The organism is Akkermansiaceae bacterium, assembly GCA_019634595.1.
Lineage (GTDB): Bacteria > Verrucomicrobiota > Verrucomicrobiia > Verrucomicrobiales > Akkermansiaceae > Luteolibacter.
Genome location: JAHCBC010000003.1, coordinates 458,589 through 477,993, shown reverse-complemented (window position 1 = coordinate 477,993; position 19,405 = coordinate 458,589). Strand labels below are relative to the sequence as shown.

The window sequence follows — 19,405 nt, the reverse complement described above, 5'->3', positions numbered from 1 at the left end:
AGTCAGTTTTTCCGGCGGTAAGCATCGCGGTTCACCCGCTGGATGGGAAGCGGGATATCTGCTTCCGCAGGGGATTGCACGGATGACAGTCCGGCGATGGTGCGCTGCCGGAACACCTGGGCGGGGGTGATGGAGATACCGGCGCGGGTGGCGCGGGTCGTGATCTGGAAGATCAGGATCGAGTCGCCGCCGAGGTCGAAAATGTCATCACCGATGCCGACGTCCGCCTTGCCGAGGACCTGCTTCCAGATCTCGACGAGCTGGCGTTCGGTCTCGTCGCGCGGTGGCAGGATCTCGCGGGCGGAGGATGTGTCATCCGTGTGGGAGGGAGCGGGCAATGCCTTGCGGTCGATCTTGCCGTTGGGTGTCAGCGGCAGGCTTTCCAGCACCGTGAAGGACGACGGGATCATATAGTCCGGAAGACGGGTGCCGAGATAGCCGCGGAGGATGGAGGACAGCTCCGCGTTCGCCTTGCTGCCCGCGGAGGCGGGTTGGTTCGCGCAGGCATCGGCGGATTTCTCCGGCGCATGTTCCGGCCATGCGGGCAGTGCCGCATTCGCCTTCGGGATGAGGATGGCTTCCAGCAGTCCGGCGGTGCCGTCACCCTGCCAGCGGACGTGGGCGCGGAAGCCCAGGTTCGCCGCCACGGCGCAGAGGTCCTCCGCGCTGACCGCGGACGTCGGGGGTGGGGATGCCTGCGGCAGCGGCGTATCCGCCGTTCCCTGTTCCACCGCGTGGTGGAAGGCGAGGGCCGGGGCAAGGCGGGCGTCCGGGATGCCAGTGAGATGGAGCGGCTCGGAGGAGTCCATCAGCAGGGCCTCCAGTTGCTCCAGGTTCAGGTTCTTCCATGGCGTCGCCGCAGGCGCGGGGAGCAGGGCCGGTGCCTGCCCGACGTGCAGCACCACATCGTAGTGGTAGATGTTCGTCTCGTTGGTGACCTTGCCGCGGCGCAGCAGGATCTCCGTATGGGCGAGCGAGGGAAGCTGGCCGCGGAGGTGGGTGAACCAATCGGGGTCCAGGGAAAGCTCGGTTTCCCCGCCAAGACGCTGGGTCACTTTTTCGCGGAGCTGTCCACTGGTGGTCCCGGCCGGTGCGCGGGCAGCCAGTGCTTCCGCGTGGTGGACGGGGAGCAGGGCGTTGCTCTGGATGTCACCGAGGAAGATCCTGCCGCCGGGACGCAGGGTGAGCGCGGCTTTTTCCAGGACATCCGCGAGGTATTCCGCGGAGGGGAAATACTGCGCCACCGAGTTGATGATCACCGTGTCGAAATATCCGTCCGGGATGCCGCTGAAATCATCCGCCGGGCGGTGGAACAGCTTCACCTGCGGCTGCGGGTGGTTTTTGCGCAACGCCTCGATGGCGACCTGCGAAATGTCCGCCGCCCAGTAGGCCTCCGCATCCGGCGCGAGGCGGGACAGGATCTGGCCCGTGCCGCAACCGATCTCGAAAATACGACGTCCCTCGTAGCCGCGGATACGGTCGACGGTGGTGTCGATCCATTCCGTGACCTGGGCATCCAGGTTCTCGACCCCCGCCCAGCCTGCGATGACCGAGTCGAGCCGGTCGAGCTGTCCGCCACCGCTCTGTTCCAGCGCGGAGGAATAGAGCAAATTCCACTGGCTTTCCCAGATGGTGGTGCCTTCCCCGGTGGTGTTGCCGGAGGTCTTGAGGTAGGCGGCGATCTTTCCTTCATGCACCGTCGCCACCGCCTGTTCGACGGAGGGATGGGATGCCAGCAGCGACTCGATTTCCCCCAGCTCGATGCGGTAGCCGCGCAGCTTCACCTGGTGGTCGAGGCGGCCGAGGAACTGTAGTTCGCCGTTCTCGAAGTGGCGCACCAGGTCCCCTGTCTTGTAGAGGCGGGCGGACGGATCGGTGGAAAATGGATCGCGGATGAACTTGGCCGCCGTCAGGTCCGGACGGTGCAGGTAGCCGCGGGCCAGTCCCGCGCCGCCGAGGTGCAGCTCTCCGGGCACGCCGGGAGGCAGCAGCTTTCCGTTCGGGTCCAGCACATAGGCACGGGTGTTGGAGATCGGCCGGCCGATGCTGGCGATTTCACCCGCCTTGCGCAGCGTGTAGGTGGAGTAGGTCGTGTCTTCGGACGGGCCGTAGAGATCATGGACCTTCGCCACGGAGGTTTCCCGGTAGATGCGGTCCACCAGTGCGGTCGGCAGCGCCTCGCCCGCCAGGTTGACCACCTTGACGGATGGCGGCACCAGCTTCGCGTCCACCAGTTCGCTGATGGCGGAGGGGACTGTGTTGATGAGCGTGATGTCCGCCAGATGAGGGTGGTTTTTCAGATCCAGCGCATTGGCCGCCAGAATCACCGAGCCGCCGGAGGACAGCGTCACGAACATCTCGAAGACCGAGAGGTCGAAGCAGATGGAGGTGGAGAAAAGAACGCCGCTCAGTTCCTCCGCGGTGTGGACCGACTTTGCCCAGTCGATGAAGGTGGTCGCGTTGCGGTGCTCGATCGCCACGCCCTTCGGTTGGCCGGTGGAGCCGGAGGTGTAGATGACGTAGGCGAGGTCCGCAGGTTGGGTGCCGGATGCGTCCCTCCACGCGGATTGCGTGAGCGCGTCGTCGATGAAAAGCGTCCGCGTCTGCTCCTGCGCTGGCAGCGATCCGGAAAGCGCGCGCTGGGTCAGCAGCAGCGGTGCCTTCGAGTCCTGGAGGATGTAGGCGATGCGCTCCGCGGGATATTTCGGATCAATGGGCACGTAGGCGGCGCCGGATTTCAGCACCGCCAGGATGGCGACGAGCATCTCCGGCGAGCGTTCCGCGCAGACGCCGACGAGCGTGTCGCGGGTCGCTCCGTTCTCGCGCAGCGTCTTGGCCAGTGCGTTGGCGTGGCCGTCCAGTTGGCCGTAGGTGAATGTCCTGCCATACGCACGGAGGGCGATCGCGTCCGGCGTGCGGTCCACCTGTTCCTCGATCATCTGGTGGATGGACGCCTGCGCCGGCAGCGGGGCGTCGGTGGCGTTCCAATCCTCCAGCAGCTTGCGGCGCTCGTCCCCGCCGACGATCTCCAGTTCACCCAGCGCCGCGGAATGGTCGCTGATGGCGGACTCGATCAGTTGCTCATAGGCGGCCAGCCAACCGAGGATGGTGGTGCGGTCGTGGAGGTCCGTGTTGTATTCGCACTCCACCACCAGCTTGTCGTCCGTCTGGATGAGGTTGAAGAACAGGTCGAAGTTCACGAACTGCTTCGGATTGGTGGAAACATCGACCTCCAGGCCATCGAACTTCACGTGGTCGATGCCCGTCTTGTCGATGTTGAAGATGACGGAAACCAGCGGCACGCGGCTGGTGTCGCGGGTGATGCGGATCTTCCGCAGCAGGCTGCCGAAGGTGTAGTTCTGGTGGTCGTAGGCCTCCAGCACCTGCTCCTTCACCTCCGCCGCGAACCGGTCGAACGGAGTGGCGGTGGCGGGCTTCAGACGGAGCGGCAGGAAGTTGAGACAATGGCCGATCAGTTCGTCCCGGTCGATGCGGGTCTGGCCCGCGGCCGGCACGCCGATGACGATGTCCTCCTGCGTGGTCAGGCGGTGGAGCAGCGTGGCGAAGGAGGAAAGCAGCGTGGCGAAAAGGGTGCCTCCCAGCTTCGGCGCGGCTTTCTTCAGCCGGGCGTAACGGTCGCCGCAGAGGGTGATGGCCTCCATCGAGCCGCGGTAGCTCTTCATCAGCGGGCGCGGGTGGTCGGTCGGGAGTTCCAGCACCGGCGCGGGTTCGGAGAACTTGTCGATCCAGAAGGCCTCAGCGGTGTCCCTTTCGCTGGAGAGGTGCTGTGACACCTCCATCCGTGCGTAGTCGGCGAAAGACATGGCCGGTGCCAGCATCGGCAGGCGGCCTGCCTTCCGCGCGTTGTAGGCTGCGCCCAGCTCCGCGATGATCATGCCGAACGACCAGCCGTCACAGATGAGGTGGTGCGCGGTGAAGATCAGTTCGTGGCGGACGGACGAAAGGTGGACCAGTTGGAACCTCACCAGCGGACCGTTGGTGAGGTCGAAGGGGGTTGAGCTTTCCGCTTCCTTCAGCAGGCTGAGCGGCAGCGTGGCGGAGCGGGATTCCGCGCCGCCGGGACCGGCGAAGTTGTGCTCGATGACCTCCACCGTTTTTGCGGACGGATGGAAGAACTGCGTGGAGCCATCGCCGGAGATGGTGCTGCGAAGGGCGGGATGACGCGCCACGATGTCAGCGAGCGCGGCTTTCAGGGCGGGCACATCCAGTTCACCGGAGAGGCGGATGATGTTGGACTCGTTGAAGGAGCAGTTCGCTTCGTCGCCCATCTGCACCGCGTGGAAGATTTCGCGCTGGGCCTCGGTCGTCGGTGCGGAGTCCGAGCGCGGGAATCGGGCGGGAGGCCGCACGTCCGTGGTGGTGGATGCAGGCAGGAATCCGGCGGCCTGCATCTCGTGGACCGCTTCCACGAACGCCGTGACCATGTGGTCCAGGTCCGCGTCCGTATGGGCGCTGGTGAAATAAAGCGGCCTGCCTTCCCAGATGTGCACGCCTTTTTCCCGCAGGAAATACCACAGCAGGCTGGCATACTTCAGGTCCGGCGCGTGCTCGATCACCGCGTGCGCGCTGAAGTGCGGGATGCGGATCGGCACGCCGATGGCGGCGAAGTAATCGTTGAGCGTGCGGCAGAAGCGGGCGACCCGTTCCTCCACCTCGATCTGCAGGCGCGGGCCTTCGCCCTTGAGGTGCTCGATCACGCGCGATGCCGCGGCCAGTGCCAGCGGGTGGCGCACGAAGGTGCCGGCGAAGAAGGTCACGCCCACCTCCGGGAAACTATCATCACCGTAGTTCCATGCACCGCCGTCGAGCGCGTCCATGTATTCCCGCTTTCCGGCGAGCACACCGATGGGCATGCCGCCGCCGACGACCTTGCCATAGGTGGCCAGGTCCGCCTCCACGCCGAAGTAGGCCTGTGCGCCGCCCGGATGGCAACGGAAGCCGGTGACCACCTCGTCGAAGATGAGGGCCGTGCCCGCTTCCTTCGTGATGGCACGCACCTGGTGCATGAAGTCGCGCGGCTGCAGGCCGGGGGCGCGGCTCTGCACCGGCTCCACCATCACCGCCGCCAGCTCATGCGCATGCGCTTTCAGGATCTCAAGGGAGGCCGGGTCCGCGTAGTCCAGCACCAGCATGTTCTCCACCAGCGACTGCGGGATGCCGGGAGCGATGGGCTGCGCCTTGTAAATGCCGTCCACCCATGCACCGCGGACCAGCACTTCCTCGAACATGCCGTGGTAATCGCCTGTGAAATAGGCGATCCGTTGGCGTCCGGTGATCGTGCGGGCGAGGCGCATGGCCGCCATCACCGCCTCGGAGCCGGTGTTGCAGAACGTCACGCGGTCCATGTTCGTCAGCTCCGCGATGGATGCTGCGAGCTTCCCGGCGATGGGCGACTGCGGCCCGATCTCGATGCCTGTCTTCAGTTGCTCCTCGATTGCGGGGATCAGCCAGTCCGGGGAGTGGCCGAAGAAATAGGTGCCGAAGCCCATGGTGATATCGACGTATTCGTTGCCATCGATGTCCCAGATCCTGCCGCCCTTCGAGCGCGCGGAGACGATGGGATAGACCATTTCCTTCCACAGAGACTTGAAGCCCGCCACCGCGCGCGGGTCCGCGTAGTGGGCGCGGTGCTCCGCGGCATAGACCTTCGATCCCGGGGTCTTGCGGACGTAGCGGGAGGTCAGTTCCAGCAGGCCTTTTTGCTGCTGCTGGGTGAGTCCGCCGTTCTCGCCTTTCTCGATCGGCTTGTAGGGGCCGAACCGCGCGTTGGCCGCCGCGCCGGACCGTGGGAAACGTTCCGGCCATTTCACCGGCGTGAGGTTGCCCGCCGGAGCCACAGCCGGTTGCTGTGTCCGTTGCTGGGCGATGAGGTTCTGGATCAGCGCGATCTGGTTGTTGAGCGCGTTCTCCAGATCGCTGCCGCCGCTGGTGGGGATGGAAAGCGGAGCCGCGGCTGGAGCGGACGCAGGTGCCGCCGCTTGCAACGGCTGCGGTGCCACCTCCTGGATGTGTTTCGAGATCGACGCCACGGATGAAAGTTCACCCAGCATCTGGCGGAAGGTGATCTTCACCCCGAACGCGGAGTGGATCGCCTGGCTGGCCTGGGTGAGGAACAGTGAATCGAAGCCGAGTTCCGTGAAAGTCGCCGAGTCGTCCTCAACCGGCACGCCGGAAAGCTCGAGGATCAGAGCGCGGAGTTTCTCGCTGGGATCGGGAAGGGTCATGGGCGTGGGGGTGGGGAGGGATGCGGAAAGCGGTTGCGGAACAGGTGCGGGATTCACAGCGGCGGCACGCGCCGAGTTGTCGATCCAGAAACTCTTCCGGTCGAAAGCGTAGGTGGGAAGGTGGATGCGCGCGCGCTTTTCGTTCCCATAGTAGGCGGTCCAGTCCGGCGTGACGCCGTGGCTCCACAATCCGCCGAGCGCGGCATGGAGGTCACCGGCGTCTTCCGTGGAGGACGGGAGGCTGGCAATGACGGGGCTGCTCCCGCGCTGCGGATGCTGGCGGGCGAACTGGGCGAGCGCCTGGCCGGGGCCGATTTCCAGGAAGATGTAATCACCCGATGAGAACGCCGTCGCCAGTGCGTCCGAGAAAAGCACCGGCTGGCGGAGTTGGCGCGACCAGTAGGATGGATCGCCAACCACGGAGGCGTCGATAAGGCCGCCAGTGCAGGTGGAGATCCACGGGATGGCCGGTGCATTCGCATGGATGCGGGATGCCTCGTCGCGGAACACGCCGGTGATCGGCTCCATCGCGGCGGAGTGGAAGGCATGGGATGTTTTCAGCACACGGGAGGCGATTCCGGAAGCTTCGAGTGATTGCTGGAAACCGAGGATGGCCCCGCTTTCTCCGGAGACCGTGCAGAGCTTCGGGCTGTTCACCGCCGCGAGGTCGATGCCTCCGGGCAGGGTGATCTCATCCGCACCGGCACGGACGGCCAGCATGGAGCCGCCCGGCAGATCCTGCATCAGCGAGGCGCGCCGGGAGAGAAGCTGCAGCGCGTCCCGCAGGGTGAAGGTGCCCGCCAGCACCGCCGCCACATACTCACCGATGCTGTGGCCGATGAGCAGCGAAGGCTGGATGCCCCAGGACATGAAAAGCCGCGCGAGCGAATACTCCACCGCGAAGATGCACGGCTGGGTGATGGCCGTCTGGTCCAGCCGGGCGAGCGTGGATTCCTCCTGCCCTGCGGATGGATAGAGAATGGTGCGGATGTCCTCATGGATGAGCCCGGAAAGGAGGGTCGCGCACTCGTCCATCGCGGCACGGAAGACCGGCTCGGAGTCATAGGCTCCCCGGGTCATGCCGCCGTATTGGGAACCCTGTCCGGGGAAGAGGAAGGCGATCTTCTTTCCTTCTCCGGAAACCGTGGTCGCACCGCTGGAGGAGCGGAGTTTCGCAAACGCGTCCTCCAGATTTTCCGCGGCGACGGAACGCCGCACGGGAAATGCACGGCGTGCGGTGGTGAGTGTGAAGCCGGTATCGGAAAGCGATGGGCAGTGGGTCTCAAGGTGCTCCGCCAACTGTTTGGCGGCGAGGTCGAGCGAGGCTTCGGTTTTCGCGGAAAGCGTCAGCAGCACCGGGCGTGAGGACTCCGTCGTCCGTGCGGCGGCTGGTGGTTCCTGCACGACCACGTGGGCGTTGGTGCCACCCACGCCGAACGCACTGACCCCGGCGATCCGCGGGGCATTTCCGCCAGCCCATTCGCGGTCCGATGAAACGGGGGAGAAGGGGCTGCCCGCGAAGTCGATGTGCGGATTGGGCGACTGGAAATGGAGCAGCGCGGGGATCTTTCCATGGCGGAACTGGAGGATCGTCTTGATCAGGCCCGTCACCCCGGCGGCGACATCGAGATGGCCGATGTGGGTCTTGCCGGTGCCCAGCGCACAGAACTGGTTGGCCGTGGCACCTCCGTCACGGAAGGCTTTGGTGAGCGCCGCCACTTCGATGGGATCGCCCAGGGGCGTGCCGGTGCCGTGGGCCTCGACGTAGGAAATGTCCCATGGGTTCACTCCCGCGGCGGCCTGCGCCATGGCGATGACCTCCGCCTGTGCGTTCACTCCCGGAGCGGCGAAGCCGATCTTGTCGGAACCGTCGTTGTTCACCGCCCAGCCCTTGATCACGGCAAGGATGGGGTCCCCGTCCGCAACTGCTTCGCTCAGGCGTTTCAGCAAGACCACGCCGCAGCCGTGGCCGAACACGGTGCCCGCCGCCTGCGCGTCAAAGGCGCGGCAGGTTCCGTCGGGCGAGACCATGCCTTCCTCCGTGAAAAGGTAGTGGCGTTCCTGCGGAAAGCTGACGGAAACACCGCCCGCCAGCGCGAGGTCGGTCTGGTAGGTGAGCAGCGCGGTCGCCGCCTGGCAGATGGCCACCAGCGAGGTGGAGCAAGCGGTCTGGATCGCCATGCTGGGTCCGCGCAGGTTCAGCTTGTAGGACACGCGCACGGGCAGGAAGTCCTTGTCGTTGCCGAGCATCTTCTGATACTCGCCGACCTGGTAGTTCTCCGCCAGATGCGCCGCATCGCCGATGTTGTGGAGCAGGTAGGTGTTCAGGCTCAGACCGGCATAGACGCCGATCATCCCGGAGTAGGCGGCGGGGTCGCAGCCGCCGTCTTCCAGGGCCTCCCACGCGCATTCCAGGAAGACGCGGTGCTGCGGGTCCATCAGTTCCGCTTCCTTCGGGTAGATGCCGAAGAAGGCGGCGTCGAAAAGATCGGGCTGCTCCAGGATGCTGCGCGCGCCGACATGGCGTCTGCCTTCCGCATCCGTGCGGTCGCCGAAGCGGGTCACGCAGTCCCGTCCGGAGATCAGGTTGCTCCAGAATTCCTCCGGATTCCCCGCGTTGGGGAACCGTCCGGACATGCCGATGATTGCGATGGCTTCAGGCTCTTGCTGCGGATCGTTCATGGCTGTGTGGGACGGCGGAATCTTGAGAAACCGGCCTGCTGGAGCCGGGCGCGGTTCTGGGTGGAGGAAAGGTCGGTCCCGGCGGAGGCCGGGGAAAGGTGGGCGGCCAGCGCGCGGGCGCTCGGGTGCGCGAACAGGTCCGTGATGTTGAGATCACGGCCGGTCAGCTCGCGGAGGCGGACATGCACCACCGCAAGATGGATGGAAGTGCCGCCCAGGTCGAAGAAGTTCGCCGTCGGGTCCGTCAGGGAACGCCCCAGCAGCTCCGACCAGATGGCGAGGATCTGCCGTTCCAGCGTGCCGCCCGTTCCGTTCGCGGGTGCCGCGGCTTTCTCCGGTGCGGGCTGCGCGAGGGCCTTACGGTCCACCTTTCCGTTCGGCGTCATCGGGAACTCATCGGTGGAAATGAACTCCGCCGGGATCATGTAGGCTGGCAGCTTCGCGGACAGATGCTCCCGCAGGATGAGGGCGTCCGCTTCTCCTTGCACGTGCGCGATGAGGCGTTCCCCGTCGGAAAGGACCACTGCCTCCCGCACGCCGGGGTGGGTGGAAAGGGCGATCTCGATTTCCCCCAGCTCGATCCGGAAACCGTTCACCTTCACTTGGTGGTCGGCGCGGCCCCGGAACTCGATCACGCCATCCGGCAGACGCCGGGCCAGGTCGCCGCTGCGGTAGATACCGCCGGTGAAACGCTCCGCCGTGCGGGCGGGATCATGGAGATAGCCTCCGCCCACGCCGATGCCGCCGATGCAGAGTTCGCCGGTTTCGCCATCCGGCAGTTCTCGGAGATCCTCATCGCGGATGGTCACGATGGTGTTGGGCACGTCACGTCCGGTGGGGACGAAAGGGTAGGCGTCCAGATTTCCTGCGTGCAGGCGGTGGAACGCGCAGATGTCCGCGCACTCCGTCGGGCCGTAGCTGTTCACCACCTCCGCCCGGCAGGACGGGTGGGTCAGCCAGCCGCGCAGCCGGGGGACGGAAATCGGCTCGCCGCCCAGCACCGCGAAGCGGAGCGATGAAAGATCACCGAAAGCGGAAGCCGCCGCCGCATCCACCAGCGGGTAGAATGCGCTGGGCGTGCAGTTCACCAGCGTGACGCCATGCGTGCGGACCAGCGTGGAAATACGATGGATATCGTAGTGGTCGCCGTGATCCAGGATCATCGTCCCGCCAGTCACCAGCGGGGCGAAGAAATTTTTCTGCGTCAGGTCGAAGCTGGGGGAGCTGATCACCAGCGTCACATCCTCCGGACCCAGCGTGAGTTCATCCACATACCAGCCGACCAGGTTCCGGAACCCACGGTGAAAGACGGACGCCGCTTTCGGCACGCCCGTCGAGCCGGACGTGAAAATGGCGTAGATGAAATCATCCGCTCCGGCTTCTCCGGGGACAGCGCCATTTCCGGTGGCCGCATCCACCGGGATGACGCGCACACCATTGAAGGATCCGGCGGAATCCCCGCGGCTGATGATCCGCGTGAGCTTCGCGGAGGCGGTCATGTGGGCGATCCGCTCGGCGGGATAGGAAGGATCGAGAGGGATGTAGGCCGCCCCTGCTTTCAGCACCGCCAGGATGGCCACCACCAGATCGATCGACCGTGGCAGGCCGATGCCGATGAAATCCCCGCGTCCGGCGCCATCAGCGGCGATGGCGGCGGCCAGTTGGTCCGAGCGGCTTTCCAGCTCTCCATAGGTGACGCTTTCCCCGCCGCAGCGGATGGCGGTCTTGCCGGGAAAGAGGCTGGCTTGACGGGAGATGCTCCCGGTCAGCCCGGAGGAGATTTCGGAAACGGTGGGGGAAAGGTTCACGATGGAGGGGGACATCGGTTCGGCACATCGCGGCTCCGCTGGTGTGCCTGTGGCAGATGATCAGGAAAGGTGGGGGATCAAGGAATGGGAAAATCCAATGATTAATAACGGTCGGTGAATAACTGGGTTGATTTGCTTAATTGTTAAGATATGTAAATCATTGGCGGGCGGGCTGCCTGAATGCTTGAATTTGTTATATACCTCTAGGGGTTTGCGTGCATTACGTGATCACGTATTAACTCGGAACCTGAATCTCCTTGAATGCATGGCATATGGGAGGGACCGTCGTCGTGTCGCTCCCCCCGACAATGCGTTCCCTTCACCCACAGACCATAGGGCGGGCTCTCACCGTGGCCATTTTCATGGCCGCCGGTCTGGCCACCGCCCGAGAATTCACTCCGGTAACCGATCCGGCGGTGATGGGACGTGCCGATGATCCGCCGCCATCCCCGCTGGTCGCTCCCCGTGATCCGATGATGGGGGAGACGCGGTCCCAGGGGATCGATCTCGGGGTGGTCATCTCCGCTGCCTACGACGACAACATTTTCCTCAGTGCGAACGACGCGAAGTCGGACTTCGTCAGCAAGGTGACTCCCGAAATCGGCTACTCCAGGGGCGACCGTGATTCCCAGGAGGGCGGCTACCTGAAGATCGCCTACCGGCCGACCGGCGTCGTGTACGCCCGGACCAGCGGCGACAACCGGATCGACCACGAGGCGAAGGCCGCCATCGGGATCGTTGGAAACAAGGCCGCCGTGGATTACTCCGTGGCCTACGGCAAGATCGGTGACGCGACTCCGGATGCCGGACGCCAGGCGGACCGGCAGCTTTTCGAGCATGTGGTGAGGATCGCCTGGGTTCCGAGGGAGAAGCTCGCCCTTGAGGTGGCCGCCGGCCAGTCCATTGCGGAGTACGCGGACAAGGTGCTGCTCGACTCCCGTGAGGCCTTCGGCGAGGTGGCCCTGCGCTATGCCTATTCCCCGAAGACCCGCCTGGGCCTCGCCTACCGTGGCGGCCGGTTCGAGGTGGAGGACATGCAGGACCAGCGGTTCCAGCGCCTGACGGGCAAGATCGAGTGGCAGCCGCGTGAGAAGATCCGCGTCGAGCTGGAGGCAGGTGCGGAAAAACGGAAGTATGCGAATGGTTCCAGCGTCACCCCCGTCGTCGAAGGACGCATCGACTGGAGCCCTTCGGAGAAGACGAACTATTTCCTGACCGCCTACCGCCGCGAGACGGCCTCCGCGTTTTCCGCCGGGCAGAACTACCGCCTGACCGGAGCCACCGCCGGGGTTTCGCAGAAGATCGGCGAAAAGTGGACCGCCCATCTGGAAGGCGGCGTGGAGAACGCCTCCTACCGTCAGGTGGAGGGCATCGGCGGCGACGCGGGCAAGGACACCCTGTGGTTCGTCCGCCCGGCGATTTCCTATCGTTTCACCGAGGAACTCGGCCTCGAGATTTTCTACCGCGTTTCCAGCAATGACTCCAGCCGCGCCGGCTTCGGTTACGACCAGCAGAGCGCGGGTGTCCTCCTCGAATACAAATTCTGACCCAGCCATACGCCATGTGGAAGAAGCTCACAGTCCTGTTCACCCTCCTCGCCCCGGTTCTCCAGGCGCAGGTGAGGGAAGGCACGTCCGGTGTCATCGGGCGGATGGATTCCGTCGAGGTGCGTGTGTTCCGCGAGGATGAACTGACCACCCGCGGCCAGCTTTCCTCCGACGGCACCATCTCGATGCCACTCATCGGTGCGGTGCGGATCGAGGGCCTCACCACCGACCAGGCCGCCGCTGCCATCTCCCGCCGCCTGAAGGACGGCTACCTTGTCCGCCCGGAGGTCAGCGTCTCAATCGAGGCGCGCATCCGCCGGACGGTGACCATCCTCGGCCAGGCCCAGCGTCCGGGAGTCTTCGAAATCCCCGCACACCGCCGCCTGACCTTGGTGGAGGTGGTCGGTCTGGCGGGCGGCACCACCCGCATCGCCAATGAGAAGAAAGTCACCCTGAAGCGGGGCGGGCAGGTCTTCTCCGTGAATCTGAGGGACATCACCAACGGAAAAGGTGAGGACATCCAGCTCCGCGACGGCGACACCATCACCATCCCCGAAAGCCTCTTTTGACCCGAATGAACCGCAGGGACAACCAACATGCACAGCTCACCGTCCGTCAGGCCGGTGCGCTCGCCGTGCCTGCGGCCCCGGCTGCCCCTGCCCAGGATCCAGCGGCGTTCCTGCCGACGATCGAGATCGGGCGTGTGTTCGGATTCCTGCTCCGCCGCGGCTGGCTGGTGGCGGTTCTCGGTGCGCTTGGCATCGCGTGCTCCCTGCTCTACATCAAGGGTGCGACAAAGGTTTATAGGGCTTTCGGATCGGTCAACGTGGCGACCCAGGCTCCCCAGGTGCTGAATATCCAGGCGGTGTCCTCGGAAGAGGCGAAGGATCTGGAGCAGATGCGTTCCGTTGAGCAGGGGATGTTATCCTCCACCCTTTTCCTCCGGTTGATCGAGGAGCACGGACTTGCCGCTGATCCTGATTTCGCGGCGCCCGGAACGGGTCCGGAAAAACTCGTTCAGACCCTCGCCCAACGGGTGCGGGTGGAATTGCTCCGTGGTACCCGCATCATCAACATCTCCGTCGATGACACCAATCCGGTCCGCGCGAAGGAACTGGTCCAGTCCATCGTTGACGAATACGAGAAATCGAGCGCCGACCGCCAGCAGTCGATCACCCGCCGGGCGAGCGAAGGCCTGGCCCGCGAGGAGCAACGCCTGCGCGGAAAGATGGATGACTCCGCCCGCAAGCTGCAGGAGTTCCGCGAGAGCCACCGCGTCCCGGGGCTGGAGGCAACCCCGGGTGCCGTGGCACCGGATGACAACGTGACGTCGCTCACCACCCAACTCGGGCAAGCGAAGTCCGAGCGGCTGCGCCTGGAAGCTGAATACGAATCCTTCAAAAAATTCGATCCGAAAGACCCCGGCGCGCTGGCGGGTGCCGGTAACTCCGAGCAGGCCACGGAGGTGATCTCACAGGTCCGCGCGATCCAGGAGAAGGAGGCGGAATTCGCCGCGATCAAGGAACGCTATCTGGAAAAGCACCCCACCTACATCGCGATTTCCAGTGAGCTGGCGCTTCTTCGGAAAAACCTGGAGGATAGCTCCGCCGCTGCGGGCGATGCGCTGGAGAAGAAATACCGCATCGCGATGGAGAATGAAACCAAGCTCACGGCCGCCCTTTCCACCGCGAAGGTGGATGCCGTGGAGATCGAAGGACTGCGTGAGAATTTCCGCGCGCTGGATCGCGAGGCTGAGGCCGACCGCACCCTTCACGACGCCGTGGCGGCCCGCCTTCGCGAAACGCTCCTGAGTGCGTCGATCCCGGCTTCCGTGCTCAGTTGGAAGGATCGTCCGATGACTCCGGAAAAGCCAAACAACCCGCGCAAGCTGGTGGCACTCGGCCTTGGTGCGGGCACCGGATTCTTCATGGGCTTGATCCTGATGGTTGGACTGGAGCTGGCGGACGGACGCATCAGGGATGCGGGATCGGCCGCCCGTGCCGCCGGTGTGCCACTGCTCGCCCGGATCCCCGCTGCCAGCGCGGCGGATGCTTTCCGCCAGTTGCGGACCATCCTTTCCCCGGATGACGGATCGCGGACCGCGCGCACCATTCTTTTCGCCAGTGCCCGGACGGGTGAAGGCCGCTCGTTCTGTGCCCTGAACTACGCCACCTCACTCGCGATCCAGGGCCACCGCACCTTGTTGCTGGATGCGGACCTCCGTTCCGGTGGCATCAGTGCGGAGCATATGGGCCGCAGCGGGCTGGGGGATTTCCTCGCCGGGGATGTCGCCCCTGCGGAGGTCTGCTTCGCCACCGGCCAGCAGAATCTCTACCTGCTTTCCTCCGGCGCTCCCCGTCCGGACTCCGGCGACCTGCTGGGCAGTTCCCGCTTCGCCGCGTTGCTGGAAGATGCCTACCGTTGGTTCGACCGCGTGGTGATCGACACGCCTCCGCTGCTTGACTCGGCGGATGCCGCGGTCATCGCCCGCTATGCGGACCGCTGCTGCTTGGTGGTATCGGACCAGGGCGGCCATCGCCGCGGACTCCGCCAGGCATCGGAGATGATCCGCTCCGCCGGTGGCAGCCTCGTCGGATTTGTCTGGAATGAGATCCCCCGCGGGCGGAACAGCCGCACCGCAGGGCCGTCCGTCCGGGCTTCCCATCCTCTCATCGGCGGTGGATCACCACGCCGTTCCGACCCGCCAAAGGGTCTGGCATCATGAAAACTTTCCTGTCCCAAGTTGTTAACGCCGCAGGCTCATCCGTGAGCCGGGCGATATCGTTTGTTCCCCCCACCCCCCCGACAAATGATTTCCACCCCCCGACTGAAATCGTTCGAACCCGACACCGCTCGGGTTTCAGCCCCCCCGATTGAGCAAGCCCCCCGCTTCAACCTCCGCCACCGCAACCGTCCGTGGGTGGCGAACCAGAAACTCGTCGCAATCAGCTTCCTGGGAGATGCCGTCGTCATCTTCCTGGCGCTGGTGATTGCCTACATCATCCGGTTCGAGACCAGCATGCGGGGATTCGGCGTGTCCGATCCCATCGTGGATGCGCGCAGCTACCTCGGCCACGTGTCGGTCGGCACCCTGTTGCTCGTTTTCCTGCTGGCGAACTTCCGCCTCCATGATCCGCGCAACTTCCTGGCGATCCGCAAATGCGGCCTCATCATCGTGAAATCCTGCGCCATCTGGTGCGCCGGGTTCCTCGCGATCTCGCTCATGCTGAAGATCGATCCGGCGATCAGCCGCCTCTACTGCGTGATCGGCGCGCTCACCGCCATGAGCATGATGCTTTTCTGGCGCTGGTTCCTTTTCTGCATCCTGCGCGGGGACGGCTATGTGGAAAAGCTCCAGCAGAAGGCGATCTTCGTCGGCTGGAATGACGAATGTACGCGCGCGCTGGCCCGTTCCAAGCGTGGACGCATCCAGCCGATCGCGATTGCTGGTGTCATCCTGCCTCCGGGCGGCACCGTGCCGCAGGACCTGCCGGCGGAGGTGCCGGTGCTCGGCGGTTGGTCCCAGTTCCGCAACCTGCTGCGCTCGACCGGATCTGATCTGGTGATGGTGGTGGACGGAAATCTCGACCGGAATGACATGCTCTCGCTCGCGGAAACCTGTGGCAAGGAGTTCGCCGACTTCAAGCTGGTGCCGAGCTGCTTCCAGATCCTGGTCTCCGGCCTGAATCTGGAGAACTTCCACGGCATGCCCGTGCTCGGCGTGGGCAGGCTCCCGCTGCACCATGCGTTCAACAACGTGTTCAAGCGTTTCGTCGACATCATCGGCAGCATTGTCGGACTCATCGTCTTCGCCCCGCTGATGGCGCTGTTCATGGCCTGGGTCTATCTGGAGTCCCCCGGCTCCGTGCTCTACCGCCAGCGCCGCATCGGCCTGAACGGAAAGCCATTCGACATCCTGAAAATCCGCAGCATGCGCCTGGATGCGGAGACCCCCGGCAAAGTTGGCTGGACCGTGAAGGACGACCCGCGCCGCCTGAAGATCGGAGCGTTGATCCGGAAATGGAACATCGACGAGTTGCCGCAGTTCTGGAACGTGCTGCGCGGCGACATGAGCCTCGTCGGCCCGCGCCCGGAACGGCCGGAGCTGATCGAGAACTTCAAGGAGGACATCCCCCACTACAACGTCCGTCACAACATCAAGCCCGGCGTCACCGGCTGGGCGCAGGTGAATGGATTGCGGGGTGACACCTGCCTGCGCGAGCGCGTGAAGTTCGACCTCGACTACATCGAGAACTGGAACTTCATGCTCGACTTCCAGATCATGGTCATGACCTTCCTCAATCGCCGGGGCGCCTGTTGATGGACGCGGCGGTCATCGAAGACATGCCTGAATCCACGACTGCTGAGAACTCCATCCGCCGTGATCGCTCGATCCGGCTGGCGGTGGTCACTTCGCTGGTCTCAAAGCTGGGGACGGTCCTCCTCCAACTGATCTCCATTCCCCTCGCCGTGCGGGTGCTGGGACGGGAGGAATTCGGGCTTTTCACCATGGTGAACCTCACGCTGGGGACGGTGTCACTGCTGGAGATCGGCGTGGGGCCTGCCCTCGCCCACGGACTTTCCAAGGCACGGGCGAAGGGGGATGTGGAAAGCCAGCGTGCCCTGGTGTCCACCGCCTTGCTGCTGATGCTGGGGGTGGCCTTGCTTGCCGGTGCGCTGATGGCCTCCGTCTTGGCCCTGGTTCCCTTCGACTCCCTGTTCGGCGCGAAGTTCGCCGGAAAGGAAACACTGCTGCGCCCCGCCATGTGGGTGGGCCTCGGCTTGTTCCTCATGTTTTTCGTGGTGAACCTCACGGAGCGCATCCGGGAAGGTTATCTGGAGGTCGCGTCCAACAATCTGTGGGGTGCCGTTGGCAATGTACTCGGCGCGGTGTTCGTCGGCGTCGGCATCTGGTATGTGCCGGAAGTCTGGTTCCTGGTGCTCGCCGTCCAGGGCGCGATGATCCTCGCCAAGCTGGGGAACATGGTATCCTGCTGGAAAAAGCACCCCGCCACCGTTCCCTCACCGGCCGCGTTCAAGCCATCACTGGTCCGCCCGTTGCTCACGGACGGACTTTCCTTTTCAGCCTGCTTCATCCTCACCGGCTTCGTGGAAGCGAACTTCTGCGGTTGGTTGATCGGACGTTTGGGTGATGGTCCCTCGGAAGTGGCGCTGTGGGGGGTGTTTGTCACCCTGACGGTCATGCAGCTCGGCTTCGTGGTCATGCTCAGCACTCCCACTTGGCCCGCCGTTGCCGAGGCATTGGCAAGGGGGCACATCGACTGGGCGAGGAAGGCCGCCCGGCGGCTCTATCTGTTTGGCCTGGGGTTCGCGGCGCTTTCCAGCCTGGGGCTGGTTATCCTCGGCCCATGGGCGCTCGGCGTCTGGCTGGGGAAATCCTTCGCGGACACGGACCGCGCGGTGCTCGCCTGCTACGCCGCCTATTTCATCATGCACGTCTGGCGGCATCTCAACCACGCGATGATGATCGGCACCGGCCAGGTGAAGCGGCTCGCCGTCATCCAGATCTTCGAGACCCTCGTCATGATCGCCGTGGTCTGTGTCTCCCTTTCCATGGGTTCCCTCAACCTGATGCTGCTCGCCATGGCAGCCACCATCCTGCTGGGCACCGGCTGGATCTTGCCAAAGATGGTTCATCGTGCGTTGCACAGGGTACCGTGATTTATCATGGGTAGCGGAAGTCGTGAGACTTCCGGTTGGGGGGAAGTCCACGGGCATCGGAGCCTGTTTGCGGATGGACGCCCACCCCGCCGAATCTCTCACGAGATTCGCTACGCATGGATGGCTCACTGGGACCGCGGGATTCATCCCGCCCCGGAGAATCCAGCGATCATGCGAAGCCAAGCGGAATGAATTCCGCGGTCCCAGTCCGGCCAGTGGAAGTCCGGGAAATCCGGAGCTTGTTTGCGGATGGACGCCCGCCCCGCCGAATCTCTCACGAGATTCGCTACACCATATGACGCGGCCTCCCGCCACTTTTGGCGCTTGGAACCTCCGGGCCTCCCGTCCAGACTGGCAAGCATGCGTGAGAAGGCGATTTCGTTGCTGGAGGAACTGACCGAGGCCCACTCCGTTCCGGGTCATGAGGATGAGGTGCGGGCCATCTTTGTGGATGAACTCGGCGAGTGCGGCGATCTCTCCACGGACCGCAACGGCTCGGTTTTCTGCGAGACAGGGGGAGCCGGACCACGGGTGCTCATCGCGGGCCACATGGATGAGGTCGGTTTCATGGTGCAGAACATCACGCCGGACGGCTTCATCCAGTTCGTGACCCTCGGCGGGTGGTGGGAGCATACCCTGCTGTCGCAACGGGTTGAGATCCGCACGCGGGAAGGGGAGAAGATCACCGGCGTCATCGGTTCGAAGCCGCCCCATTTCCTCCCGGAAGCCGCGCGCAAGCAGGTGATGGGCATCGACCAGATGTTCATCGACATCGGAGCCGGTTCGCGGCGGGAGGTGACGGAGGTGTTCGGCATCGCGCTCGGGGATCCCATCGCGCCGCTGTCCGCTTTCACGCCGCTGGGCAGAGGGGATCTGCTGATGGCGAAGGCGTTCGACAACCGCGCGGGTATGGCAGGTGCCATCCAGGCCGGGCAGATCCTTTCGGCATCCGGACACCCCAACCGCCTGATCTTCGGCGGGACGGTCCAGGAGGAGGTCGGCTGCCGCGGCGCGAAAACTTCCGCGAATTTCATCCAGCCGGACGTCGCCATCGTCCTCGAAGGCCCGCCTGCGGATGACACGCCGGGCTTCATGAAATCCGACAGCCAGGGAAGCCTCGGCGGCGGTGTGCAGATCCGGCTTTTCGATCCCACGGCGATCACCAACCCACGGCTCGCCCGCCTGGCCATCGAGACTGCGGAAGCGGAGAACATCCCGCACCAGGTGACGGTGCGCCGCAGCGGCGGCACGGACGCGGGGTCATTCCATATCGGCGGCACCGGTATTCCCAGCATCGTACTGGGCGTCCCGGCGCGCTACATCCACTCCCACAACGCCATCATCGACGTGAACGACTACCTCGCGATGGTCGCGCTCACCGTCGCGCTCGCGAAGAGGCTGGATGAGGCGACGGTCGAGGGGCTGACGGGCTACCTCTGAG

At 64.7% G+C, this 19,405-nt stretch carries 8 protein-coding genes; 6 read left to right on the top strand and 2 right to left on the bottom strand.

The genetic code is table 11. The features are described from left to right. Window positions 1-2: 2 nt before the first annotated feature. Both KF712_12755 and KF712_12750 read right to left on the bottom strand, forming a co-directional pair. Window positions 3-8,927 (bottom strand): amino acid adenylation domain-containing protein, encoded by an 8,925-nt coding sequence (locus KF712_12755; GenBank protein ID MBX3741859.1) that lies wholly within the window; start codon window positions 8,925-8,927, stop codon window positions 3-5. Beyond that, window positions 8,924-10,750 (bottom strand): non-ribosomal peptide synthetase, encoded by a 1,827-nt coding sequence (locus KF712_12750; GenBank protein MBX3741858.1) that lies wholly within the window; start codon window positions 10,748-10,750, stop codon window positions 8,924-8,926. Before KF712_12750 ends, KF712_12755 begins: the two co-directional genes overlap by 4 nt. A 293-nt stretch (window positions 10,751-11,043) precedes the next feature. Here KF712_12750 and KF712_12745 point away from each other — a divergent pair, with 293 nt between their 5' ends. The 6 genes from KF712_12745 (at window position 11,044) to KF712_12720 (ending at window position 19,404) form a co-directional block, all read left to right on the top strand. Then, complete coding sequence (locus KF712_12745) at window positions 11,044-12,282, top strand: outer membrane beta-barrel protein (GenBank protein ID MBX3741857.1); 1,239 nt, start codon at window positions 11,044-11,046, stop codon at window positions 12,280-12,282. 14 nt (window positions 12,283-12,296) lie between these two features. Then, complete coding sequence (locus KF712_12740) at window positions 12,297-12,851, top strand: polysaccharide export protein (GenBank protein MBX3741856.1); 555 nt, start codon at window positions 12,297-12,299, stop codon at window positions 12,849-12,851. 5 nt (window positions 12,852-12,856) lie between these two features. Further along, entirely contained in the window at window positions 12,857-15,007 is a 2,151-nt protein-coding gene (locus KF712_12735) for a polysaccharide biosynthesis tyrosine autokinase (GenBank protein MBX3741855.1), read from the top strand. A gap of 84 nt (window positions 15,008-15,091) precedes the next feature. Beyond that, on the top strand, window positions 15,092-16,603 hold the full coding sequence (locus KF712_12730) for an exopolysaccharide biosynthesis polyprenyl glycosylphosphotransferase (GenBank protein MBX3741854.1): 1,512 nt from the start codon (window positions 15,092-15,094) through the stop codon (window positions 16,601-16,603). A gap of 23 nt (window positions 16,604-16,626) precedes the next feature. After that, complete coding sequence (locus KF712_12725) at window positions 16,627-17,964, top strand: lipopolysaccharide biosynthesis protein (GenBank protein ID MBX3741853.1); 1,338 nt, start codon at window positions 16,627-16,629, stop codon at window positions 17,962-17,964. 360 nt (window positions 17,965-18,324) lie between these two features. After that, the gene (locus KF712_12720; protein MBX3741852.1) at window positions 18,325-19,404 is read left to right on the top strand and encodes a M42 family metallopeptidase; all 1,080 of its coding nucleotides are present in this window, start codon (window positions 18,325-18,327) and stop codon (window positions 19,402-19,404) included. Window position 19,405: the final 1 nt, after the last annotated feature.